The 22,422-nt window shown below is 62.7% G+C and carries 21 protein-coding genes; 8 read left to right on the top strand and 13 right to left on the bottom strand.

All coding sequences use genetic code 11. The features are described 5' to 3' along the window. Positions 1-154: 154 nt before the first annotated feature. From IWX87_RS14740 to argS, 6 genes are all read right to left on the bottom strand, one after another. On the bottom strand, positions 155-1,705 hold the full coding sequence (locus IWX87_RS14740; RefSeq protein WP_196864289.1) for an RNA polymerase factor sigma-54: 1,551 nt from the start codon (positions 1,703-1,705) through the stop codon (positions 155-157). A gap of 181 nt (positions 1,706-1,886) precedes the next feature. Beyond that, the gene (gene lptB, locus IWX87_RS14735) at positions 1,887-2,684 is read right to left on the bottom strand and encodes an LPS export ABC transporter ATP-binding protein (protein ID WP_196864288.1); all 798 of its coding nucleotides are present in this window, start codon (positions 2,682-2,684) and stop codon (positions 1,887-1,889) included. A 4-nt stretch (positions 2,685-2,688) separates the two neighbouring features. Next, a complete protein-coding gene (gene lptA, locus IWX87_RS14730; protein WP_196864287.1) occupies positions 2,689-3,327 on the bottom strand; it encodes a lipopolysaccharide transport periplasmic protein LptA in 639 nt (212 codons plus the stop codon). Between the two features lie 160 nt (positions 3,328-3,487). Next, positions 3,488-4,162, bottom strand: coding sequence for a thiol:disulfide interchange protein DsbA/DsbL (locus tag IWX87_RS14725; protein ID WP_196864286.1), 675 nt, complete (start codon positions 4,160-4,162; stop codon positions 3,488-3,490). A gap of 81 nt (positions 4,163-4,243) precedes the next feature. Continuing rightward, positions 4,244-4,951: an SPOR domain-containing protein gene (locus IWX87_RS14720; protein ID WP_196864285.1), complete on the bottom strand. Its 708-nt coding sequence runs from the start codon at positions 4,949-4,951 to the stop codon at positions 4,244-4,246. Between the two features lie 74 nt (positions 4,952-5,025). Further along, complete coding sequence (gene argS, locus IWX87_RS14715) at positions 5,026-6,702, bottom strand: arginine--tRNA ligase (RefSeq protein ID WP_196864284.1); 1,677 nt, start codon at positions 6,700-6,702, stop codon at positions 5,026-5,028. A 142-nt stretch (positions 6,703-6,844) separates the two neighbouring features. Between argS and IWX87_RS14710 the strand changes: the two genes are divergently transcribed. Beyond that, a complete protein-coding gene (locus IWX87_RS14710) occupies positions 6,845-7,234 on the top strand; it encodes a PsiF family protein (protein ID WP_196864283.1) in 390 nt (129 codons plus the stop codon). A gap of 88 nt (positions 7,235-7,322) precedes the next feature. Here IWX87_RS14710 and ggpS read toward each other — a convergent pair whose 3' ends face one another. From ggpS to IWX87_RS14695, 3 genes are all read right to left on the bottom strand, one after another. Then, positions 7,323-8,819: a glucosylglycerol-phosphate synthase gene (ggpS, locus tag IWX87_RS14705; RefSeq protein WP_196864282.1), complete on the bottom strand. Its 1,497-nt coding sequence runs from the start codon at positions 8,817-8,819 to the stop codon at positions 7,323-7,325. After that, positions 8,816-9,553: an HAD-IIB family hydrolase gene (locus IWX87_RS14700; RefSeq protein ID WP_196864281.1), complete on the bottom strand. Its 738-nt coding sequence runs from the start codon at positions 9,551-9,553 to the stop codon at positions 8,816-8,818. The genes ggpS and IWX87_RS14700 overlap by 4 nt, the downstream gene beginning before the upstream one ends. 546 nt (positions 9,554-10,099) lie before the next feature. Then, entirely contained in the window at positions 10,100-10,993 is an 894-nt protein-coding gene (locus IWX87_RS14695; RefSeq protein ID WP_196864280.1) for an HTH-type transcriptional regulator ArgP, read from the bottom strand. A gap of 144 nt (positions 10,994-11,137) precedes the next feature. On the opposite strand from IWX87_RS14695, the gene IWX87_RS14690 reads away from it, so the two are divergent. Next, a complete protein-coding gene (locus IWX87_RS14690; RefSeq protein WP_196864279.1) occupies positions 11,138-11,773 on the top strand; it encodes a LysE/ArgO family amino acid transporter in 636 nt (211 codons plus the stop codon). Between the two features lie 106 nt (positions 11,774-11,879). Here IWX87_RS14690 and IWX87_RS14685 read toward each other — a convergent pair whose 3' ends face one another. Beyond that, a complete protein-coding gene (locus IWX87_RS14685; protein ID WP_196864278.1) occupies positions 11,880-12,842 on the bottom strand; it encodes a LysR family transcriptional regulator in 963 nt (320 codons plus the stop codon). A gap of 64 nt (positions 12,843-12,906) precedes the next feature. On the opposite strand from IWX87_RS14685, the gene IWX87_RS14680 reads away from it, so the two are divergent. Beyond that, positions 12,907-13,902 (top strand): glycosyltransferase family 2 protein, encoded by a 996-nt coding sequence (locus IWX87_RS14680; protein WP_196864277.1) that lies wholly within the window; start codon positions 12,907-12,909, stop codon positions 13,900-13,902. After that, a complete protein-coding gene (locus tag IWX87_RS14675; protein WP_196864276.1) occupies positions 13,899-14,276 on the top strand; it encodes a GtrA family protein in 378 nt (125 codons plus the stop codon). Before IWX87_RS14680 ends, IWX87_RS14675 begins: the two co-directional genes overlap by 4 nt. Here IWX87_RS14675 and IWX87_RS14670 read toward each other — a convergent pair. The 3 genes from IWX87_RS14670 to aroQ are packed head-to-tail and all read right to left on the bottom strand — an operon-like array spanning position 14,244 to position 17,080. After that, positions 14,244-15,806 carry a glycosyltransferase family 39 protein gene (locus IWX87_RS14670; RefSeq protein WP_196864275.1) on the bottom strand — a complete coding sequence of 521 codons (1,563 nt, stop codon included), beginning with the start codon at positions 15,804-15,806 and terminating at the stop codon, positions 14,244-14,246. The two genes, IWX87_RS14675 and IWX87_RS14670, sit on opposite strands and share 33 nt — an antisense overlap. Beyond that, positions 15,803-16,615 (bottom strand): ChbG/HpnK family deacetylase, encoded by an 813-nt coding sequence (locus IWX87_RS14665; RefSeq protein ID WP_196864274.1) that lies wholly within the window; start codon positions 16,613-16,615, stop codon positions 15,803-15,805. The genes IWX87_RS14670 and IWX87_RS14665 overlap by 4 nt, the downstream gene beginning before the upstream one ends. A gap of 18 nt (positions 16,616-16,633) precedes the next feature. Continuing rightward, positions 16,634-17,080: a type II 3-dehydroquinate dehydratase gene (gene aroQ, locus IWX87_RS14660; protein ID WP_196864273.1), complete on the bottom strand. Its 447-nt coding sequence runs from the start codon at positions 17,078-17,080 to the stop codon at positions 16,634-16,636. A gap of 312 nt (positions 17,081-17,392) precedes the next feature. Between aroQ and IWX87_RS14655 the strand changes: the two genes are divergently transcribed. The 4 genes from IWX87_RS14655 to IWX87_RS14640 all read left to right on the top strand — a co-directional run bounded on the left by IWX87_RS14655 (position 17,393) and on the right by IWX87_RS14640 (position 22,006). Then, complete coding sequence (locus IWX87_RS14655; protein WP_196864272.1) at positions 17,393-18,112, top strand: haloacid dehalogenase type II; 720 nt, start codon at positions 17,393-17,395, stop codon at positions 18,110-18,112. Next, on the top strand, positions 18,109-18,894 hold the full coding sequence (locus tag IWX87_RS14650) for a sulfite exporter TauE/SafE family protein (protein WP_196864271.1): 786 nt from the start codon (positions 18,109-18,111) through the stop codon (positions 18,892-18,894). Before IWX87_RS14655 ends, IWX87_RS14650 begins: the two co-directional genes overlap by 4 nt. Before the next feature lie 90 nt (positions 18,895-18,984). Further along, on the top strand, positions 18,985-21,189 hold the full coding sequence (locus IWX87_RS14645; protein ID WP_196864270.1) for a malate synthase G: 2,205 nt from the start codon (positions 18,985-18,987) through the stop codon (positions 21,187-21,189). A 355-nt stretch (positions 21,190-21,544) separates the two neighbouring features. Further along, positions 21,545-22,006 (top strand): hypothetical protein, encoded by a 462-nt coding sequence (locus IWX87_RS14640; protein WP_196864269.1) that lies wholly within the window; start codon positions 21,545-21,547, stop codon positions 22,004-22,006. Positions 22,007-22,422: the final 416 nt, after the last annotated feature.

The raw sequence follows: 22,422 nt of genomic DNA, 5'->3' as shown, positions 1-22,422 counted from the left end.
CCTCGGGGGGCAGGGAGTTACGCGAAGCGAACGACCGTGGGGGCCACATCCCCCACCAGCAGGGGCCGCGGGACTGGCTTCGCCAGACCGCAGGCGCAGCGGCCCCCTCGGGGGGCAGGGAGTTACGCGAAGCGAACGACCGTGGGGGCGACATCTACAGGGTTTTGCGCAAATTTGTTGGCGCAATGCGCAGCGCTTCTCGGTACTTGGCCACCGTGCGGCGGGCGCATTCAATGCCTTGTTCCTTGAGCATTTCTGAAATCTGGCTGTCGCTGAGCGGCTTTTTCGGGCTTTCGATTGCTATGAACTGCTTGATGAGCGCGCGTACCGCTGTGCTGGACGCATTGCCGCCGCTTTCGGTGCCCAGCCCGGAGCCAAAGAAATACTTCAGCTCGAAAGTGCCAAACGGCGTGCCCATGTACTTGGCGGTGGTGACGCGCGAAATGGTCGATTCGTGCAGGCCCAGCTCGTCGGCGATTTCGCGCAGCACCAAGGGCCGCATGGCGAGTTCGCCGTGGATGAAGAAGTTTTTCTGCCGCTCGACGATGGCGTTGCTGACGCGCAGGATGGTGTCGAACCGCTGCTGGATGTTCTTGATGAACCAGCGCGCTTCCTGCAGCCGCTGCTGCAGCGCGGGGCCGCCGCCCTTGCCGCCATGCTGGCGCAAGGCACTGGCGTAGATGTCATGGACCCGAAGCCGGGGCATGACGTCGCTGTTCAGCGTGACCTTGAAGCCCCGGCCGGCCTTGACGACCAGCACGTCGGGAACGATCAGGTTGCGTTCGACATTGGCAAAGCGCCGGCCCGGCTTGGGGTCAAGCCGGGCGATCAGGCCAATCGCACCCTTGATGACCTCTTCCGGGCACTTGCACAGCAGCGACAGGCGTTTCACATCGCGCTTGGCCAGCAGTTCCATGGGCTGCTGGCAGATCGCCAGGGCGGCGCGCGACTCGATGCTGTTCTTGCTTTCGAGCAGTTGCAGCCGCAGGCATTCGGCCAGGGTGCGCGCGCCGACGCCGGCGGGCTCCATGTGCTGGAGCAGCTGCAGGGCGATGGCGAACTGCTGCGCCAGTTCTTCGGCCTGCTCCGGGTGGTCGCTGGCCAGTCCGGCCGCCAGCGACGCCAGACTGTCTTCCAGGTAGCCATCGTCATTGAGCGACTCGATCAGGAAGTGCAGGGCGGCGCGGTCGAGTTCGGACAAGCGCAGGCCGAGCGCCTGCCGGTGCAGATGGTCTTGCAGCGACTCGTGCGCGCCGGTCAGGTCGGACGCTTCGGCGTCGCTGTCCTCCAGGTTGTTCTTGCGCGCCGGCGCGTCGCCGCCCCATTCGCTGTCGTCAGGCGAGGACTCAACCGAGCCATCGCCGTCCCAGCTTTCCTCCAGCGCCGCCTCGGTGCCGGCCTCTGCCGTGGTTTCAGACTCTTTTGAGGTGCTGGCGCTTGCTGTGTCTGTGTTGATAGCTATTGAATCCGTAGCGGACTCAAATTCACGGCTGTCCTGGCTGACCGGGGTGTCGATGTGCTCCAAGCCAAATTCCTCGCGCGGCGCACTGTCGTCCGCCAGTTCGAGAAAAGGATTTTCATCGAGCATCTGCTCGACTTCCTGGCTCAGCTCCAGCGTCGAGAGTTGCAACAGCCTGATGGACTGTTGCAGTTGCGGCGTGAGCGCCAGATGTTGTGAAACGCGAAGGGACAGCCCTTGTTTCATAAAGCCCCCACGCTCCCCGCTTCGCGTGGTTCGCTGCCCCCTGAGGGGGCTGGCATGGCTTCGGCATGGCCTTCCCGCCCGTGCCAGTACCGGCCGCAGGACCGGCTTTTCCGGACTGCAGGCGGGGCGGCCCCCCGGGGGGGCAGCGCAGTACACGAAGTGACAAGCGTGGGGGCCATACTCACATTTTGAAGTGTTCGCCGAGGTAGACCCTGCGCACTTCGGTGTTGCTCACGATCTCGGCCGGCGTGCCGTTGGCCAGCACATGGCCGTCGCTGATGATGTAGGCATGGTCGCAAATGCCCAGTGTCTCGCGCACGTTGTGGTCGGTGATCAGCACGCCGATGCCGCGCGACTTGAGAAAACCGATGATGCGCTGGATCTCGATCACGGCAATCGGGTCGATGCCGGCAAACGGCTCGTCCAGCAGGATGAAGCGCGGCTGGGTGGCCAAGGCGCGGGCAATCTCGACGCGGCGTCGCTCGCCGCCGGACAGCGACAAGGCCGGCGAGTCGCGCAGATGGCTCACGCGCAGGTCCTTGAGCAGCGCATCGAGCCGCGACTCGAGCTCGGTGCGGCTCAGCGGCTTGCCAGCGGCATCGCGCTGCAGCTCCAGAACGGCGCGCACATTTTCCTGCACGCTGAGCTTGCGGAAAATCGACGCTTCCTGCGGCAGATAGCTCAGGCCCAGGCGCGCACGCAGGTGGATCGGCATGTGCTCGACCGGCTGGCCGTCGATGGAAATCTGGCCGGCGTCGGCGCGCACCAAGCCGACGATCATGTAAAACGACGTGGTCTTGCCTGCGCCATTCGGGCCCAGCAGGCCGACAACCTCGCCTTTTTTCACCGACAGCGACACGTCCTGCACCACCAGCCGGCTGCCGTAGGATTTTCGCAGTCCCTGCGCCACCAGGCTGCTGGGCGTGTCAAGGCGCACGGCGCCGTCTCGCGCAGGCGCCGTTTGTATCGTTGCACTCATGGGTTCAGGGCGCTTTCGGGGCTTTGATGGTGCCCAGCCTGGTGCTGGGGCGTAAAACGGGCGCTGGTCCGCTGGGCGGCGGGGCGGTGGTGGCAGGCACTGTGCCGCGCGGCGACAGCATGGCGCGGACGCGTCCACCGGGATTGGCAGCGCTGGCGTTTTTCGCACCGGCATCGACAGTGAATACGTCGGTGTTGTTGTCGTACACGATCAGCGCACCGGAAGTTTCGTCGCTCAGCGTTGCCCCCTTGAAGCGGCGGACCACGGCGCGCCCGATGAACTTGACCAGATCGGCACGGCTGTCGTATTCGATGCGCTCGCCTTCGCCTTCGATGTATTCATCGACGCCGTCGCGCTTCTTGCGGTAATACGCCAGCTTGCCCGGCGCTGCCGTGGCCACAGCCAGCTGGTAGCCTTCCGGATCCTGGCTGACATCGACCTGTGCGCCCCGGATGATGGTCGTTCCCTTGGTGATGATGACATTGCCGGTGAAGACGCTGGTCTGCTTGAGGTCGTCATAGCGCAGGGCATCGGCCTCGGCATTCATCGGTTTGTCGCGGTCGGCCTTTTCGGCTGCAACAGGCAGCGCCACGCCTGTGGCAAGAAAAGCCATCAGGAGGAAAGAAAAAAAGGAGCGTTTCATAAGGCACGAATCTTGCAGCTGCGGGTTTTGCCATTGTAGCCATGCAAGGGCTGGCAAAACCTTGCAGCGCCTACTGGAGCGCAGCAAGGCGCAAGAAAACGGCTGGAGCCGTTGCCCCTGGCCGTGTGCGAAGCCCCAAAAGGCCCGGCGGCGCGGTGCTTCAGGGCTTGGCGGCGGCAGCTGGTGCCTGGCGCGACTGGGCGATCAGGGCGTCGGCAACCTGCAGCGAGCGCTCCAGCGTCTTGGCCTGCGTGCCAGAGGTGAAATAACGGCCATTGATGCCCAGGGCGGGAACGCCGTCCAGCGCATAGGCGTCCTGCAGCTGGGTGGCTTTGCGTGCCTTGGTGGTGACGGAGAACGAGTTGTACAGCTCCATGAACTTCGCCTTGGGAATGCCCTGCTTGTCCACCCAGGCGCTGATCTGGTCGGCCGTGTTGAGCGGCTGCCTGTCGACGTGGATCGCCATAAACACCTTTTTATGCAGCTCATCGACCTTGCCCAGACTTTCCAGCACGTAGTACAGGCGTTGCTGTGGCTCGAAATCAGGCCGGAAGGCGATGGGCACGCGGCGCACCGCCACATCCTTGGCCTGTTTTTTGCTCCAGGCGTCGAACATCGGCTCGAAGCCGTTGCAATGCGGACAGTTGTACCAGAAGAATTCGACCACCTCGACTTTTCCGGCGGGCGCTTCCGTAGGGGCCGGCTTGTCCAGTGTGAGGTAGTCAGAACCGCTTTGAAAGGCCTTGGCCTGGGCTTGTGCCAGCGAGGGCAGGGCGGAAATACCGGTAGCCGCAGCCAGCGAGACAGCTGAAATTGAAAACGCGCGACGTTGCATTGATTTTTTCTCCTGATGTCAATATCGACAAGTGTTGGATGCAGCACGGCCGAAAAGTTCAGCCGCTGCCGGATTTAGGACTTAACGCTGTACCCGGACCAGTGCCGTTTCGATCGAACTGTTGTCCAGCCGGTCCTTGACGCGGTCGGCATCGTCTTTTTTGTCGAACGGTCCGACACGCACCCGGTACACGGTGCGACCGGCCTGTTCGCGCTCGGTGACTTTTGCCTGCATGCCGAGCAGCAGCAGCCGGGCGCGCTGCTGTTCGGCGTCTTCCGGGGTGCGGTAGGCGCCAGCCTGAATGAAATAGTTGAAAGGATCGGAAGTCGCCGAACTGAAGGCCGGGGCGTCGGAACGCGACTTTGCCAGATCACCCAGCGGGTCGGCGGACGCGGGTCGGGATGGTTTGGCAACCGCTGTCGGGGCAGACGCCGCTGTCGTGGGTGCCGTCGCGGTTCTCGGCGGTTTCGCGCTGCGGTCGGGTTTTTTGGGGTCTTCCGGTGTCAGCACTGGGGCCGGCAAGTTGCCGGCGGTGGAGGGTTCGGCTGGCGGGCTTAATTCGCCCGAGGCCGACGGCGCCGGATTCTTCCCGGCCAGTGGCGCGTTGGGGTTCCAGTCCTTGTTCTTGCGGGCTTCCGCGGCGTCGCTGTCCGGCGTGTACATCGGGCTCTTGTTCAGGAAGGGCACCGGCACCTTGGTGACGTACACCGCCACTGTGAGCGCGATGCCCAGGCCGACCAACGCGCCGATCACCAGACCCAGCAGGGTTCCACCACGTTGCTTTTTCATACCGTATTCCCGCGACTTGACCGTAACTTGCATATGAGCTGGATGCCTTTTAAAGAGTGAAGTTTTCAAGTCGATTACATCTTGCGCGGGGCACTGACGCCCAGCACTGCGAGGCCATTGTGCAACACCTGCGCGGTGGCCGCTACCAGTGCCAAGCGTGCCAGCCTGACGGCTTCGTCGTCGACCAGAATCCGTTCGGCGTCGTAGTAGCTGTGGTAGCAGGCGGCCAGTTCGCGCAGATAGAACGCCACGTCGTGCGGCGCAAAGCCGTCGGCGGCATGGCTGAGCATGTCGGGGTATTTGGCCAGCAGCAGCATCAGCGCCTGGGCCTGCGGGCTGGTCAGGGGCGACAAATCGACCTGTGCCAGGCTGGCCTCGTCGCCGCCCCAGGCGGTCAGCACCGAGCAGATGCGCGCATGCGCGTACTGCACGTAGTACACCGGGTTTTCGTTGTTCTTGGCCAGGGCCAGGTCGATGTCGAAGATGTATTCGGTGTCAGGCTTGCGGCTGAGCAAAAAGAAGCGCACCGCGTCGGCACTGGTCCACTCGATCAGGTCGCGCAATGTGACGTAGCTGCCGGCGCGCTTGGAGATCTTGACCTCTTCGCCGTTGCGCACGACGCGCACCATGGTGTGCAGCACGTAGTCGGGGTAGCCCTGCGGAATGCCGGCGTTGGCCGCCTGCAGGCCGGCACGCACCCGGGCGATGGTGCCGTGGTGGTCCATGCCCTGGATGTTGACTGCTTTGCTGTAGCCGCGCTCCCATTTGGCCAGGTGGTAGGCCACGTCGGGCACGAAGTAGGTGAACGTGCCGTCGGTCTTTTTCATGACCCGGTCCTTGTCGTCGCCGTAGTCGGTGGACTTGAGCCAGAGCGCGCCATCTTGCTCGTAGGTCTTGCCGGCGTCCTTCAGGCGTGCCACGGTGGACTCGACGCGCCCTTCGGTGTAAAGGCTCGATTCGAGGTAATAGTTGTTGAACCTGACCGAAAAAGCCTTCAGGTCCAGGTCTTGCTCATGGCGCAAATAAGCCACGGCGAACTGGCGAATCGCGTCGATGTCGTCGACGTCGCCCGAGGCAGTGAATTCGCGATCGTCGGCGCTGACAGTCTTGCCAGCCATGAAATCTTGCGCGATGTCGTCGATGTAGTCGCCGTTGTAAGCCGATTCGGGCCACAGCGCATCGCCCGGCTGGATGCCCCTGGCGCGCGCCTGCGTGCTGTTGGCCAGGGTCTGGATCTGCACACCGGCGTCGTTGTAATAAAACTCGCGCCAGACATCGGCGCCCTGCGTGGCATAAAGGTTGCAAATGGCATCGCCCAGCGCCGCCTGGCGGCCATGGCCGACATGCAGCGGGCCGGTCGGGTTGGCCGAGACAAACTCGACGATCATTTTGCGGTCGTGCGCCAGCGGCCGGGTGCCGTAACCGCTGCCGGCGGCCAGAACCTCGCGAACGGTTTCCTGCTTGGCAGCGGGCTTGAGGCGAATGTTGATGAAGCCAGGGCCGGCAATTTCAATCGCCTCGACCCAGCGGTCAAACGCCGGCATCGGCAAGAGCAGGGCGCGCAGGGCCTCGGCCGTTTGGCGCGGGTTCTGTTTCAGCGGTTTGGCCAGCTGCATGGCCGCCGTGCAGGCGAAATCGCCATGCGTGGCGACCTTGGGGGACTCGAAGGCGGCTTTGTCGCCAGCGCCCGGAGACAGGGTTTGCAGTGCGTGGGCAAGGTCAGAGAGCAGGTCTTTTTTAATCGAAAGCATCACTGGATTTTACGGGGAAGCCAATCCGGACCGATTTGGCACGCGGTCCGGCGCAAACCCGGTCATCGAATCCGCTCGGAGCCGCGTTATGGACAAGATTTCCGGTCGGAAATCACCTCTGTTCCCATTTACTGGAATCACCATGAACAAACCGTTGTCTTTGATCGCCGTTGCCTTTGCCCTGACGATGGGCCTGTCTGCCGGAGCCCGTGCCCAGAGCGCGCCAGCCGCATCACCAGCACCCGCGCCGGCCAAGATGGCCCCGGCGCCGGTGGTGTCGCCTGCTTCCCCGGCCGTGGCACCGCCGGCCAAGACCGCCCAGCAAAGCAAGATGGCGACCTGCAACAAGGACGCTGCCGGCAAAAAGGGCGATGAGCGAAAAGCCTTCATGAAGGAATGCCTGAGCGCCAAAAAAGAAGTGACCGCAGCCGCACCTGCCCAGCAAAGCAAGATGAAAACCTGCAATGCCGACGCCACCGGCAAAAAGGGCGACGAGCGCAAGGCCTTCATGAAAGAGTGCCTGAGCAAATAAGCGCCGCTATTGCCCGGCAGGCATCAGCGCAACAATCGGTTGCTGCATCACCCGAAGCGCATGACGCCGCCGGTGATGCGCCCCGTTTTCAGGGCGCCGGCTTTTCGTCAGCCGTCAGCTTGGCGAACTGGCTCATCACATGCTTTGTCCAGTAGGCCAGGTCGTATTTCCTGACATGCGCCAACAGCCGCTGCATGCGCTCGCTGCGCTCTTGCAGCGGCATGTCCAGCGCCTGGTCCAGCCCTTCGTCCATCGAATTTCGGCTGAACGGGTTGACGAGCACCGCATCGCTGAGTTCCATGGCCGAGCCGGCAAACTCTGACAGCACCAGCACGCCGGACTCGCCATTTTTGGCTGCGACAAACTCCTTGCAGACCAGATTCAGGCCGTCCCGCAAAGGGGTGATCCAGGCAATGTCGGCGGCACGGTAGGCGCATACCACTTCCTCGAAAGGCATGGGCGTGGTGGACAGCATGATGGGCAGCCAGCTCATGGTGCCGAAGTGGCCATTGATGCGCCCCACCAGTTGCTCGATCTTGGTCTGTTCGGCCTTGTAGACCGCCATGCCATCGGCCGCCGAAACCGTCACCAGCAGCAGCTTGACCCGTCCAGCCAGCTCGGGCCGGCGCAGCAGCATCCGCTCGAAGGCTTCGAGCTGCTGCCGTGTGCCTTTGGCATAGTCCACCCGGCTGACGGAAACGATCAGGATTTCGGCGTTCATGTCGCGCCGGATGTTGGCCGTGCGGGCCCGGCCATCCTCGGAATCGACGGTCTCGGCAATCAGGTCGGGTGAGGTGCCGATCGGCCAGGTGTCGATCAGGATGCGACGCCCCTGATAGTCCAGGTGCGTGGTGACCACCGTCTCCGACATGGCCATGCCGGTGGTATGGATCGGCTCGGGCACGGGCGCCTCGTGCCGGACAATGCCCGCACGCAGGCCTTCGGCCAATGCACAGAAATTCTGGCTGTAGCGGGGTATGTGAAAGCCCACCATGTCGCAAGCCAGCAGGCTGTCCAGAATCTCGTCGCGCCACGGCATGATGTTGAAGACATCGGCGGCGGGAAACGGCGTGTGATGCAAGAAGGCAATCTTCAGGTCCGGCCGCAGCTGGCGCACGAACTTGGGCACCAGCCACAGGTTGTAGTCATGAATCCACACCACGGCGCCCGGTGCAGCATGCTCGCAGGCCGCCTCGGCAAACAGCCGGTTGACTTCGCGGAACGTGGCCCAATGGGTGTTTTCGGTGGAATAAAGCCATGGAAAAGAGTTCAGCACCGGCCAAAGCGCTTCTTTGGATGTCACATGGTAAAACTGGTTGATCTGCCCCGCATCCAGCGGCAGGCGCACCACGTCGTACGCGCCAAAGCTGTCGCTGAGCGTGATGCGGCGCTCGAAATTCGGCGTTTTTCCGGCGGGCGATTTTTTCCAGGCGACCCAGACCGCCTTGTCGACATGGCTGAAAAAGCGCTTGATGGTGGGCAGGATGCCGTTGGGGCTGCGCGGCTCGCGCAGCACGAGCTTGCCGTTCTCCATGACTTCTTCATAGGGCTGGCGGTGATAAACAATGACGAGTTCGGTATTCATTTTTTTTCTCCTTGGGTGAGTCCGTGAAAACGCTGCAGGGCTTGCAGCACGCCGCCGGCGCCTTCCCACTCGCTGTGGTGCACGTTGGCCATGCCCGCCAGGGCCTGCTTCAGCAAGGGCTCGCTATTGGCCACGGCCACACCGGCCAGTCCGGTCTGGAACAGCGACAGGTCGTTCAGCGTGTCGCCCGCCACCAGCGTGCGCTCGGGCGCCAGGCCCAGCGCTTCAAGGGTCTTGAGCAGGGTCGGGCCTTTTTGCACGCCGCGCGGCAGCACATCGAAATACTTCTCGGCTGACAGCAGCACGTCAAAGCCCATCGGCATGAGCAGGTCCCGCGCGGTGTGCGCCAGCGCCTCATCGGTGTAAAAGCAGGAAACCCTGCGGCCTTCAATCACCGTCTGTGGCTTCAGGTGCGGATGGTCCTGCAGGACGACCTGGATCCGCTCCCGTGCATCCGTGCCCCACGCGGCATCAAGCCAGGCTTCCACCGCCGTCAACGGCAGGAACTGCGGGCCGGTGTAAACACTGGTGCCCACGTCGGCAATGATGTGGTCTGGCTGTAGCGGCAGATCGTCGAGCACGTCCTGCATGGCGGTCAGGCTGCGGCCACTGGTGTAGATCAGCACGATTTCATCGCGGCGAGCCTGGATCCAGTCATACAGCGCCGTGCGCTGCGCCGGGGAACCGCCCAGAAAAGTGCCGTCCAGATCGGTGGCAAGGATGGTTTTTTGCATTTCAACTCCTTTTTTCCGTTGCCGGAAAATAGATAAAGCGCGCCGGTTCAACCAGCCGGTGCGCAAGCGTCAGGAACCAGCGGGCGGGCAGCCGGCGTGCGCCTGACAGGCAAAGCGCGCAGCGGGCTGTTGACAGCCAACTCTGCGCACGAAGAAGGAAGGCTGTGCCTGAGCCTTCCGGATGGGTAAAAAATGGAAAAGTGCCGGTGCGGCGTGTGGGGAACGCATGACCTCCTGAAAAGGAAATTATGCGTGCCTGGCAATGACGCTCTGTGCGCAAACCTGCGCCGTGATGGCTGGTGTGAAAATCCGCCTTATGCACCTGTTGCCAACACCCTCAGCCAACCGGTATGCCGGTTCCTGGGTCTGTTTTTGCAAGAGGCGTTTTGAGCGGATTTGTCATCGTTTGAGGGGAGCTTTCAGGCTAAAAAAAGAGGGTTGCCAGCATTCAAAAGGCTTGGAATGTCTTACAACAAGACATGTATTTTACCCGTTCTTGTCAAAACAGCCCTGAGCGGGTATCCATTACGCCTCGGGAGTTGGTCATCAACTCTGCAGTAAATGCGCCTGTGCGGCCCGTTTGATAGCCTGCGTCAGGCGCTCGGCGGCCAGCGGTTCGCGTGCCCAGTGTTGCCAGTACAGCACCACATCGACGGGCTGTCCGGGCACCACTTCCTGCAGCGGTGCCCGCCCTTTGCGTGCCTTCAGCAGCAGGTCGGGCACCATGCCCCAGCCCAGGCCAAGTTCCAGTGCCAGCTCGAAGGCATCGACCGCCGGCACGAAATGGCGTGGGTACAGCGCGCCCTGCAAATTGAAATGCTGCGCCAGCCAGGCGTCCTGCAACGCATCCTTGCGGTTGAAGATCACCGCCGGGCTGCGCAGCATGCGGTGCGGCAGCGCGCTGCCCCATTCGGCCACCAGCGCCGGCGCGGCCACGCAGCGGTAGCGCATGATGCCCAGCGGCTCGGCCACGCAGCCGCGCATGGGCTGCGCCAGCGTGGTGACGCAGCCGGTCACGTCGCCGCTTTTCAGCGCGTCATGCGTGTGGTCCTGGTCATCGACCACCACGTCGAGCAGCAGCCGGTGCTGCTGCAGCGCCGGTGCCACGCCCGGCAAGAACCAGCTGGCCAGCGAGTCGGCATTCACCGCCACGCTCAATGTCTGCAAGCGGGCACTGTCGGCGCCCGCCCCCGGCAGGCCGGCCATCAGGTCGGCTTCCATCAGGCGCAACTGCTTGACGTGCCCCAGCAGGGCCTGGCCGGCCGGCGTGGCACGAACCTGCTTGCCGCGCACCAGCAGCCGCTGGCCCAGAGCAGCTTCGAGCGACTTGATGCGCAAGGACACCGCCGCCAGCGTGACGCTCAGCGACTTGGCGGCCGCGCCAAAACTGCCGCTTTCAATCACCGCGGCGAGGGCTTCGAGTTGCCTGGGATCAAGCATGGGGTTTACTTTAGTTTTTATTGAGTAAAGCTAATTTTAGTTAATTCCATTTAATCGATTGGCCAATATTGCGACACTCACAAGGCGTCTGCAGGAACTCAGGCGCCTTGAGCTTTTGACCATTCACCCTGACGCGTGTCCCTTATGAACCTTTTCACAACGCCGGCTTTCTTCGCAGGCCTGGCTTTGAGCCTGTCGCTCATCATGGCCATCGGCCCGCAAAACGCGCATGTCATGCGCATGGGCCTGCGGCGCGAGCATTTGTGGCTGACCGTGGCGATTTGCGTCGTCACCGACGTGACGCTGATTGCCGTGGGCGTCGGCGGACTGGCGCAACTCGGCGGACTGTCTGCCAAATGGCTGGGCGCGTTGACAGGTGCCGGTGCGGTGCTGCTGTTCCTGTACGGCGCGCAGGCCATGCAGCGCTTTGTGCGGCCTGCCGCACCGGCCGGCTCAAGCATTGCCAGCGAGCCCGAAACCGCCATGTCGCGCCGCCGGGCGGTCTGGCTGGCGCTGGCCATGTCCTGGCTCAATCCGCATGCCTGGTTAGATACCGCCGTGCTGATGGGCACTGCGTCGCTGGCCTATGCCCAGCCTGACAACGCCGTGTTTGGCCTGGGCGCCGCAGCAGGGTCAGTGCTCTGGTTCGTGGCCCTGGGCGTGGCGATGTGGAGCCTGGGCAGCCGGCTGAAGGCGCCGTGGATCTGGCGCGCACTGGACGGTCTGGTGGCGCTGATGATGTGGGGCACGGCGCTGTGGCTGCTGGCCGGGCTGGTATAGATTTATCTGAAAACAGCTATCAATAGAATAGCTGCCTAGCGAATACAGCTATGCGCAAAGCATTATTTGATACAAATTTTAGATTTCCGCGCCGCCAGATGCTTTGCTATCGCCAGAATTCCGGCTGGCTGTAATGGTGCTTCAAAAAGTCGATCCACAGCCGCACCCGCAGCGGCAGGTGCTTGCGCTGCGGAAACACGGCGTAAATGCCGTTCGGCGGCGCGGCAAAGTCTTCCAGCACTGCCACCAGCCGGCCAGCAGAAATTTCAGACTCGACCTCCCAGGTGCTGCGCCAGGCAATGCCGTAACCGGCCAGGCACCAGTCGTGCAGCACCTGGCCGTCCGAGCAGTCGAGCGGGCCGCCGGGCTTGAGGTGGATGATTTCAAAGTCGCCTGCAGGCTGCGTGCCCGGCGTAGCGCCTTCGCCTTGGCCTCGCTGAGTACCGCGCGGCACGCGAAACGCCCAGCCGCGCGTTTGCGAGGCGTCGCTTGACAGGCTCAGGCAGTCAAATCGCGCCAGATCGCCGGGATGCTGCGGCGTGCCGTGCCGGCTCAGGTAGTGCGGCGTGGCCACGCACAGCCGCCGGTTGTCGGCCAGGCGCACACTGACCAGCGACGAGTCGGGCATGTCGCCGACGCGCACCGCGCAGTCAAAGCCCTCGCCAGCCACGTCCACCACGCGGTCGCTCAGGTTCAGCGTGATGGTCACGTCGCCATGCTGCTCGCGGAACCGGGCCACCAGCGGTGCCACGTGGCGCCGGCCAAAACCCGCCGGCGCGGTGATGCGCAGGTGGCCGCTGGCCTTCACGCCACCGGCCGACACGCTGGCCTCGGCATTGGCCAGGTCGGCCAGCAGGCGCTGGCAGTCTTCCAGAAAAGCGCTGCCCTCGTGCGTCAGGCTGATGCGCCGGGTGGTGCGCACCAGCAGCTTGACGCCCAGCCGCTCTTCCAGTGCATCGAGCCGCCGGCCCATGATGGCCGGCGCCACGCCCTCGGCCAGCGCCGCTGCGGTCAGGCTGCCGCGCGCGACGACGGAAACAAAGGATTCGAGCTGCTTGAGTTTGGCCATGGACTGTGATTATCCGCACGAAGGCCGCCCCGTATCACTGGCATTTGTTTGGCATGATCCAGGCATGACTTCACGTTGCCTCACACCTCCTTCGATCTCATGCGTCATGCCGTCCTTCAACGAAGGCGCAAGCCTGGTCGTTGTCGTGCCGCAAACGCTGGCCGCACTCAGGCAGCTGTCGTCCCGGGTCGAGCTGATTGTGGTGGACGATGGCAGCCAGGACGACACCGCCAGCGTGATGCATCAGCTGTGCGCCGCGCATGCCCAGGTGCGCTACCTCAAGCTGTCGCGCAATTTTGGCAAGGAATCCGCGTTGACCGCCGGGCTTGATACCGGGCGCGGCGAGATCTTTATGCAGATGGATGCCGACGGCCAGCACCCCACGGCCCTGCTGCCCGAGATGCTCTTGAAATGGCAGCAGGGTGCCGATGTGGTGTATGCCCTGCGCAAGGCGCGGGATGACCAGTCGCCATTGCAGGCGGGCTTGATCGGTTTGTTTTACAAACTGATCAACTGGGGCAGCCGCATTGATATTCCGGCCAACGCAGGTGACTTCAGGCTGATGGACCGCCAGGTGGTGGACGCCCTCAAGGCCATGCCCGAGCGCAACCGTTTCATGAAGGGCATGTACGCCTGGGTCGGCTTTAGCAGCACGGCGATTGACTACGAACCCTTGCCACGCACCGACGGGTTGACCAAGTTCGGCATGGGCGGCTCGTTTTCGCTGGCGCTCACGGGCATGGTGGCGTTTTCCACGGCGCCGCTTCGGCTGCTGGCCTGGCTGGGGCTGCTGCTGGCGGTTTCGTCCATCGCTTATGGCGCATGGGAGGTGCTGCAGTACTTCATCTGGGGTATTTCGGTGCCCGGCTACGCCACGCTGGTGGTCAGCATGATGTTTTTGAATGGCATCCAGCTGCTGGGGCTGGGCATCATTGCCGAATACGTGGGGCGGATTTACGACGAAGTGAAGCGCCGGCCCAACTACATCGTGTCGCAACGCTGCGGCCAGGGGCTGCCCGATGGGCGTGATGAAGGCAAGCCGGGGGGTCGCGCTGCATGAACAGCGAGGTCAAGAACGGCTTCTGGTTTTTGGCCGTTGGCAGCACGGCCGCGCTGACCCATCTGGCGGTGTTCACATTGCTGGCGCACCGCATCTGGCCCGAGCTGGCCAATGCGAGCGGCTTTGGGGTGGCATTTTTTGTCAGCTTTTACGGCCATCGGCTGCTCAGTTTTCGCGATGCCAACACCACGACGGCGCAAAGCTTCATGCGATTCGTGCTCACGGCGCTGGCCGGTTTTGCCACCAATGAAGGGGTGTTTGTGCTGCTGCTGCGGGGGGCTGGCTGGCCCGCGCTGGCGGCCTTGCTGGTCGCGCTGGTCGCCGCTGCGGGACAAACTTTTCTACTCAGCCGGTTTTGGGCTTTCAGGCGCTGATCCCGGTGCCGCGAGGTCACCCGGTGCGGCTTGAACGCCTGGCTGGTACACCACCCAGGCGCGGCCCTTGAACACCTGGGTAAAACCGCCCATCGGCGCTTCCTGGCGGGCGACCACCCACACCCGCGCCTGCAGGGCAGCCTGCGCCAGCACTTCGGAGGTTTGCAGCACGCGCGCGGCCTGCGGATCGAATTTTTCGCCATCCAGCAACTCGTGCTGCCAGTCGTCGCCGTGGGACAGGCGCTTTTCAGGCCAGTCTTGAATCACCACCATGGGTCGGCTGGCCTGGCGGTAAAACGGCAGGTCATAGGCATAGTCGCCCAGCAGGTAAACCGTGTCTGACGGTTGGGCCCCGGCCGCCCGCAGCGCCTGTGCCACATCCTGCGCGCCATATTTGCGGGTGTATGTGGCCGCCGCAAAGTTGGCCGCCATGGCAATGCCGATGCCGAGGGCGCACAGCGCGGCAAACCACCGCCCCTGGGCCTGCGAGCCGAGCTTGATCCTGGCCACGGCGGCATCCCAGCCCAGCGCCGCCAGCAGAGCCAGCGGCGGCATGACCGGCAAGGCATAACCAATGATCTTGGAGCTGGGAATGGAAAAAAAGCCGATGATGGCCAGCAGCCAGATCCAGCACAGGGCCAGCCAGGGAGATGCTATTGAATTTATAGCTACTTGCGACCGCCTATATTGCGCTATGGCCTGATTCAATGCAAAAAATGCCCATGGAAACAGCAGCACAAACAGGCACAGAGCGTAAAACCACCAGGGCTGCCCGTTGTTGAAGGTGGTCGAACTGAAGCGGCTGATTTGCTGCGTGCCAAACAGGTAGTCCAGCATGCCGGGGTGCTGCCGCTCCACCAGCCAGAACCACGGCACGGCAATCGCTCCGAACAAGGCCACCCCCGAAACCCACGGCAGATAAAGCAATTTTTTGAGCTGCCGTGTCCAGACCAGCCAGACCAGCAACACCAGCCCCGGCAGTGCCAAACCGATCATTCCTTTGGACAACACACCGAGCGCGCAGGCCACAAAGCCCCAGCGGGCCAGACCGGCATGGGGCTTGTTGCCGTGCATGAAGGCCAGCGCAAAACACCAGATGGCCACGCCGATCCAGGCGCCTACCAGCATGTCGTGGTTCACATACTGCCCGGCCAGCAGAAACGACAGGCTGGTGCCCAGCATCCAGACCGCGCGGCGCGCAATGACTTCGGTCGAAAATTGGCGAACGCTCAGGTAGAGCGCCAGCAGCATCAGCCCCGCATGCAGTGCAGGCACCAGACGTACAGCCCAGACATGCACGCCAAAAGCCGCCATGGCCATTGCCTCCAGCCAATAGAGCAGGGGCGGCTTGTGAAAAAACGGAATGCCGTTCAGGCGCGGGATGAGCCAGTCGCCACTTTGCAGCATCCAGCGGCCGATTTCGCCGTAGCGTCCCTCGTCGGGCACGGCCAGGGGGCGCAGGGCAGCCAGCACCAGCAGCAGGGCAAAAAGTGCCGCCAGCGTCAGCCAGGATTTGCGTTGTTCAGTCACGCGGCAAAGTGTAACTTCGCCCCCCTGCAGAGCGTGACGCCCGCCAGTTTGAGGGCCTGGGGAAAAGCGTCGCTCGCCAGATAGGCATATTCCCAGGCACGGGCCGCGCCAATGTCGTCGCCTGCTTCGGCGTTGGTTGCCGGGTGGCACATGACGATGCTGCCCTCGGGTGCGCTTTGCAGCCATTGCGCCATCAGGTGCGCATAGCGCGGCGCGCCGCCGGTGAAGTCGTAAATGCCCGACAAGGCCGGCGCGCAAGCCATGCCTGCCGCCTTGGCCAGCCGCGCCAGTGCCGGTGCACCCATGCCGGAAATGATTCGGGTCTTGAGGCTTTTGTCGGCCTTTGCGCCCGTCGAAAGGCGAAAGTACGCTGCGTTTTTTGTAGCGAAGCGCTGCTGGACGGCGGCCACCAGCGCTTCGCGGATACCGGCAAACTGCTGCACATGCTGGTGCCCGTCAATATGGTCGGGCGGGCTTTTCCAGACCGCTTCAAACGCGTCAAGCTGGCGCTCGATCACGGCGCGCGCAGCCACCCGGTCAAAGCCGCCCAGCACCGCCTGGCGCATCGCCCCTGCCAGGGACACACCATGCCCTGCCGTGCGCGCAAACGCGCTGGTCCAGTCCAGGTGCAGGCCGACGTCGATCTGTCCGCGCATGGCCTGCAGCAGCGCGGCATCGCCGGCCCAGCGCGGCGACAGCACCATGACGCTGGTGGCGCTGATGCGGCCGGCGCCGGCCAGCGCGGCAATGCCCTGTGAAGCAGACGCATTTGCTGCAAAGTCATCCGCGCACAAAATCAGCTGCTTCATCGCGCGGGCCGGCCGGTTTTATTTCCGGGCCGCATGGCCGGCCGAAACCGCTGCGCGCAATGCCAGCAAATAGCTGTCCACGCCAAAGCCGCAGATCTGGCCACGCACGATGTCGGCGAACACCGACACATGGCGAAAAGTCTCGCGGGCATGGATGTTGGACATGTGCAGCTCAACGATGGGGCAGGTCAAAATTGCCAGTGCATCGCGGATGCCGTAGCTGTAATGCGTCCAGGCGCCGGCGTTGATCAGCACCGCGTCCACGCCGTCGGCATACGCCTGGTGAATGCGCTCGCACATCGCCCCTTCATGGTTGGTCTGGAAAGCTTCGACCTGCGCACCAAGCTCCTGGCCAAGTGCGCTGACGCTGGCATTGATCTCGTCCAGCGTGATGGTGCCGTACTGTTTCGGGTCGCGCTTGCCGAACAGGTTGAGGTTGATGCCGTGCAGCATGAGGATTTTCATCAAATTTCCTGGTGACATTGAGGATGACGGGGCAAATGCAGACAACGAAAAACGCCGCAATTCATGGGCTGGCGGCCGAACGCGCCGCCTTGGTGCCAGCGGCCTGCCCAGCATTCATTGTCCGTGATGGCAGGCATCAGGTCATCAGGACGCTGCGCCGCCAGAACGTGTTTCAGAGGGGTGACGCCATTTAAAACAGGGGGCTCGAAAGTGGGGACAGTTCGCCGCAATTCAGATTGCACCAATTAAAGTCACAGACAACTCGCATTTAAGGTTATTAATCTTTACGCGAGGATCAAATAAAGTAGCGACATGGAAAAAACACGCAATCCCAGCCGCCAGCCCCTGCGCGCCGTTCTGTTCGATGCCTACGGCACGCTGTTTGACGTGTACAGCGTCGGGCTGCTGGCCGAGCAACTGTTCCCCGGTCGCGGCCAGGCCTTGGGCGTCATGTGGCGCGACAAGCAGATTGAATACACCAACCTGGTCAGCACCAGCAACCACGGCGCGCACTACCAGCCTTTCTGGGACGTGACCCGCGCCGCGCTGCGCTATGCCTGCAAGCGGCTGGTCCTGGACCTGCGCAGCGCGCACGAAGAGCAGCTGATGAACCAGTACCGCTGCCTGACCGCCTTTCCTGAAAACCGCGAAGTGCTGCAGGCGCTGAAAAGCCGCGGCATTGTCACCGGCATCCTGTCCAATGGCGACCCGGCCATGCTCGCCGTGGCGGTCAAGTCCGCCGGGCTGGACGACGTGCTTGACCACGTGATCAGCACCGACAGCATCCGCAAATACAAGACCCATCCCGACGCCTATGCGCTGGGTCCGCAGGCGACCGGCGTGCCGGTGCAGCAAACTGCCTTTGTCAGCTGCAACAGCTGGGACGCGCTGGCCGCCACCTGGTATGGCTACCAGACGCTGTGGATCAACCGCTACCAGCTGCCGTTTGAAGAACTCGGCACCCAGCCGGTGTACACCGGCGCCAGCCTGCGCGATGTGCTGGCGCTGCCCCTGGGCGACCAATTGGCATGACGCCGCTGGACATCGTGTTGATCGGCACAGGCGGATTTGCTGCCGGCGCGGTCAACGCCATCGCGGGCGGCGGAACGTTTTTCTCGTTCCCGGCGATGCTGGCCGTGGGCCTTCCGCCGGTGGTCGCCAACGCCAGCAACTCGGTCGCCCTGTGGCCCGGCAGCCTGAGCGGTGCCTGGGCTTACCGGCAAGAGCTGGCGCGCTACAAGCGCTACCTGCTGCCCATGGGCATTGCCTCGTTCCTGGGCGGCACGGCGGGCGGTCTGCTGCTGCTGTCGGCCGGTGACGCGCGCTTTGCGGCGCTGATTCCCTGGCTGCTGGCCTTTGCCACGCTGCTGTTTGCCTTCAGCCCGCAGCTGTCAAAGGCCTTGAAAAAAATACGCCCGGCACCGGCTGAAAAAACCGGCACCGCGCATGGCGCCGGCTCGCCGGTAGGCTGGTTCGTGCAGTTGCTGGTGTCGATCTACGGCGGCTTCTTCGGCGCCGGCATGGGCATTTTGATGATGGCCAGCCTGGCGATTGGCGGCCATGAAGACGTGCAGCACATCAACGCGCTGAAAAACATTCTGTCGGCGGTGATCTACAGCGTCACGGTGATGACCTTCATCATTGCCGGCGCCGTCAGCTGGCCGCACACGCTGGTGATGGTGCTGACGGCCACCCTGGGCGGCTACTGGGGCGCCCGCATGGCGCGCAAAATCCAGGGGCCGTGGCTGCGCCGCATGGTGATTGCGGTCGGCAGCGCGCTGACGGTTTATTATTTTTACAAGACGCTGGGCTGAGCCGGTGACCGGCCGCCGGTCGTCAATGACCCATCCCCGGCTTTCAGCACAACGCATTTTTATTTTTTATTTTTTTAAAAGGAATCTTCCATGACCACCAACACCGAACGCACCAGCCGCCACGGCCTGCAGGTTGCGACTTCGCTCTTCAACTTCATCAACGACAAGGTGCTGCCCGGCACGGGCGTGGAAAGCGACACGTTCTGGACCGGCTTTGACGCCATCGTGTCCGACCTGGCGCCGAAGAACATCGCCCTGCTGGCCGAACGCGACCGCCTGCAGACCGAACTGGACACCTGGCACCAGGCCCATCCCGGCCCCATCGCCGACATGCCGGCCTACCGCGCTTTTCTGGAAGGCATCGGCTACCTCGTGCCCCAGCCCGCCACGGTTGCCATCACCACCGCCAACGTCGATGCCGAACTCGCCGTGCAAGCCGGCCCGCAGCTGGTCGTGCCGATCTTGAATGCCCGTTACGCCTTGAACGCTGCGAATTCGCGCTGGGGCTCGCTGTATGACGCGCTCTACGGCACCGACGCGATTGCCGAGACCGACGGCGCTGAAAAAGGCCAGGGCTACAACCCGGTGCGCGGCGCAAAGGTGATTGGCTTCGCCCGCAATTTGCTCGACCAGGCGGTCCCGCTGGCCAGCGGTTCGCACAAGGATGCGACCGGCTACAGCGTTGAAGATGGCCAACTGGTCATTGCCATGGAAAACGGCAGCACCCCGCTGCAGGACCCGGCCCAGTTCGTCGGCTACCAGGGCGGCACTGCCGCCCCCACGTCGGTGCTGCTGGTGCACAACGGCCTGCACCTCGACATCATCATCAACCGCACCACCACCATCGGCAAGACGGACGCCGCCGGCATCAGCGACCTGGTGATCGAGTCCGCGCTGTCGACCATCCTTGACCTGGAAGACTCGGTCACCGTGGTGGATGCCGAAGACAAGGTGCTGGCCTACGGCAACTGGCTCGGCATCTTGCAGGGCACGCTGACCGAGGAAGTCAGCAAGGGCGAAAAAACCTTCACGCGAGGCCTGAACCCCGACCGCGAATACACCGCCGCCAACGGCAATGGCGAAGTGCGCCTGCACGGCCGCTCGCTGATGTTCCTGCGCAATGTCGGCCATTTGATGACCAACCCGGCCATCCTGTACGCAGGCGGAAAAGAGATTCCCGAAGGCATCCTGGACGCCGTCGTGACCACGACCATCGCCCTGCATGACCTGAAGCGCCAGGGCCAGAGCGGCATCAAGAACTCGCGCACCGGCAGCGTCTACATCGTCAAGCCCAAGATGCACGGCCCGAAAGAAGTCGCCTTTGCCAGTGAATTGTTCGGCCGCGTCGAAAGCCTGCTCGGCTTGCCGGCCAACACCGTCAAGCTCGGCATCATGGACGAGGAGCGCCGCACCAGCGTCAACCTGAAAGCCTGCATTGCCGAAGCCGAAGCGCGCGTCGCCTTCATCAACACTGGTTTCCTCGACCGCACCGGCGACGAGATGCACAGCGCCATGCAGGCCGGCCCGATGATCCGCAAGGGCGACATGAAAACCACCGCCTGGATTCAGGCTTACGAAAAGAACAACGTGTTGACCGGCCTGGCCTGCGGCCTGCGCGGCAAGGCGCAGATCGGCAAGGGCATGTGGGCCATGCCCGACCTGATGGCCGCCATGCTGGAGCAGAAAATCGGCCACCCGAAAGCCGGCGCCAACACCGCCTGGGTGCCCAGCCCGACCGCCGCCACGCTGCACGCGCTGCATTACCACCAGGTGCTGGTCAGTGACGTGCAAAAGGAACTGGAAAAGATCGACGCCAACGCCGAGCGCGACACCCTGCTCAACGGCTTGCTGACGATTCCGGTCACCGCCACGCCGAACTGGTCGGATGCCGACAAGCAGCAGGAACTCGACAACAACGCGCAGGGCATTCTGGGCTACGTGGTGCGCTGGATCGACCAGGGCGTGGGCTGCTCCAAGGTGCCCGACATCCACAACGTCGCGTTGATGGAAGACCGCGCCACGCTGCGCATTTCCAGCCAGCACATGGCCAACTGGCTGCTGCACGGCGTCGTGACCAAAGCGCAAGTCACCGAAACCTTCGAGCGCATGGCCGCCGTGGTCGATGGCCAGAACGCGGGTGACGCGCTGTACCAGCCGATGGCCGGGCACTTCGACACGTCGGCAGCCTACAAGGCGGCGTGCGACCTGGTGTTCAAGGGGCTGGAGCAGCCCAGCGGCTACACCGAGCCGCTGCTGCATGCGTGGCGCTTGAAAGTGAAGGCCGGAACGGCTTGAGTCTGGTGGCGCGGGTTGCTATTAATTAAATAGCTGCTTGAGGCTGTCCAGAATGCGCTGGAGGCCTTTTTGGCTTGTAAAAAAAGAAAACGGCGCCTGCGGGCGCCGTTTTCAATTCAAAGCGTTGGAATCAATCGCTTGAATAGGTCCGCGAACTCCAAAAGCTTCAGCCTGTTCGTCCGCATTACCGCCAAGGAGCGCGCTCCGTCCAATGTCTTGCGCGGCAGCTTCATTGGCGTAGTCCCACTTTTGTTCCCTTGACCCTAAAAACGCCTGAATTTCAATTCAAACCCACACAGGAAGATGTTTATGGTTAATAATTGCTGCACTGCAACATTTTTTATAAAGGCTTCCCATGTTCACCATTACTTCTTTTGAATCCATCGCCAAAACCATGAAGGAAAATGCGGAAAAATTCAGCCCTGCGGCTTCGCAGGAAGCGTTCAAGCCGGTGATGGACCAGCTCAAGGCCTGGGGCGACCTGACCCAAAAGCAAGCGCAAGCCGCGCAAGCTGCCATGGCCGAAACCGTCGAATCCTTCAAGAACATCAAGGAGCCGAAAGCCGCTTTTGAAGCCCTGAAGGCATCGGCTGAAAGCAGCATCGCCATTGCATCGCAAAATCTGAAAGATGTCACCGCTCTGGGCGTTGCACAGTTCCAGTCGAGCATTGACACGATGCAAAAGTCGAGCCCTGCACCAGAAGCTTTTGCCAGTGTGGCAAAAGGCTTCAAGGACGCTGCTTCCAAAGTGGAAAATGCCCTGGAATCGGCAATGAAAAATGGCGCTGTTGCAGTCAAGAAGGCCCGTGGCGCCTGATTCCGGCAAATCCCGGCCCTGACCCATCTTCGGCTTCATTGAGGCGGTCAAGGCCACAGGATTTCACGGCTCCGGATTGCATCTGAGCTTTTCCCTTCAAAGAAACCCGGCCATGCGCCGGGTTTCTTTGTTGCGCGCTGAATAATCTTTCCGAAACACCGTCCAGCGCTGCGCTTTTGTTACAGACGAGCGCTGCAGTTGTCAGCGGCGGGCCTGCCCGAGGGGTCTGCGCACAGGGGTAAACTTCCAATCCTGAGATGACTTGACATTCATACCGCGACGTTCAGCTTGTCGATGCGGGGATCCCGCCGCTGCAAAACCGATGTTCCCGAGGGTGGCAACCCGACGTGTCCTTCAGCTTGACGACAGGCATGTCAGCCATATTGCCAGGCCAACTCAATTTCCCAACAGCAAGA

Source organism: Polaromonas sp. CG_9.7 (genome assembly GCF_015752205.1).
Classification (GTDB): Bacteria; Pseudomonadota; Gammaproteobacteria; order Burkholderiales; family Burkholderiaceae_C; genus Polaromonas.
This window is presented reverse-complemented; position numbering and strand designations above follow the sequence as displayed.

Coding starts and splice junctions, on each gene's coding strand:
- IWX87_RS14740 (WP_196864289.1), bottom strand. CDS start 1,705: ATGAAACAAGGGCTGTCCCTTCGCGTTTCACAACATCTGGCGCTCACG.
- lptB (WP_196864288.1), bottom strand. CDS start 2,684: ATGAGTGCAACGATACAAACGGCGCCTGCGCGAGACGGCGCCGTGCGC.
- lptA (WP_196864287.1), bottom strand. CDS start 3,327: ATGAAACGCTCCTTTTTTTCTTTCCTCCTGATGGCTTTTCTTGCCACA.
- IWX87_RS14725 (WP_196864286.1), bottom strand. CDS start 4,162: ATGCAACGTCGCGCGTTTTCAATTTCAGCTGTCTCGCTGGCTGCGGCT.
- IWX87_RS14720 (WP_196864285.1), bottom strand. CDS start 4,951: ATGAAAAAGCAACGTGGTGGAACCCTGCTGGGTCTGGTGATCGGCGCG.
- argS (WP_196864284.1), bottom strand. CDS start 6,702: ATGCTTTCGATTAAAAAAGACCTGCTCTCTGACCTTGCCCACGCACTG.
- IWX87_RS14710 (WP_196864283.1), top strand. CDS start 6,845: ATGAACAAACCGTTGTCTTTGATCGCCGTTGCCTTTGCCCTGACGATG.
- ggpS (WP_196864282.1), bottom strand. CDS start 8,819: ATGAATACCGAACTCGTCATTGTTTATCACCGCCAGCCCTATGAAGAA.
- IWX87_RS14700 (WP_196864281.1), bottom strand. CDS start 9,553: ATGCAAAAAACCATCCTTGCCACCGATCTGGACGGCACTTTTCTGGGC.
- IWX87_RS14695 (WP_196864280.1), bottom strand. CDS start 10,993: ATGCTTGATCCCAGGCAACTCGAAGCCCTCGCCGCGGTGATTGAAAGC.
- IWX87_RS14690 (WP_196864279.1), top strand. CDS start 11,138: ATGAACCTTTTCACAACGCCGGCTTTCTTCGCAGGCCTGGCTTTGAGC.
- IWX87_RS14685 (WP_196864278.1), bottom strand. CDS start 12,842: ATGGCCAAACTCAAGCAGCTCGAATCCTTTGTTTCCGTCGTCGCGCGC.
- IWX87_RS14680 (WP_196864277.1), top strand. CDS start 12,907: ATGACTTCACGTTGCCTCACACCTCCTTCGATCTCATGCGTCATGCCG.
- IWX87_RS14675 (WP_196864276.1), top strand. CDS start 13,899: ATGAACAGCGAGGTCAAGAACGGCTTCTGGTTTTTGGCCGTTGGCAGC.
- IWX87_RS14665 (WP_196864274.1), bottom strand. CDS start 16,615: ATGAAGCAGCTGATTTTGTGCGCGGATGACTTTGCAGCAAATGCGTCT.
- aroQ (WP_196864273.1), bottom strand. CDS start 17,080: ATGAAAATCCTCATGCTGCACGGCATCAACCTCAACCTGTTCGGCAAG.
- IWX87_RS14655 (WP_196864272.1), top strand. CDS start 17,393: ATGGAAAAAACACGCAATCCCAGCCGCCAGCCCCTGCGCGCCGTTCTG.
- IWX87_RS14650 (WP_196864271.1), top strand. CDS start 18,109: ATGACGCCGCTGGACATCGTGTTGATCGGCACAGGCGGATTTGCTGCC.
- IWX87_RS14645 (WP_196864270.1), top strand. CDS start 18,985: ATGACCACCAACACCGAACGCACCAGCCGCCACGGCCTGCAGGTTGCG.
- IWX87_RS14640 (WP_196864269.1), top strand. CDS start 21,545: ATGTTCACCATTACTTCTTTTGAATCCATCGCCAAAACCATGAAGGAA.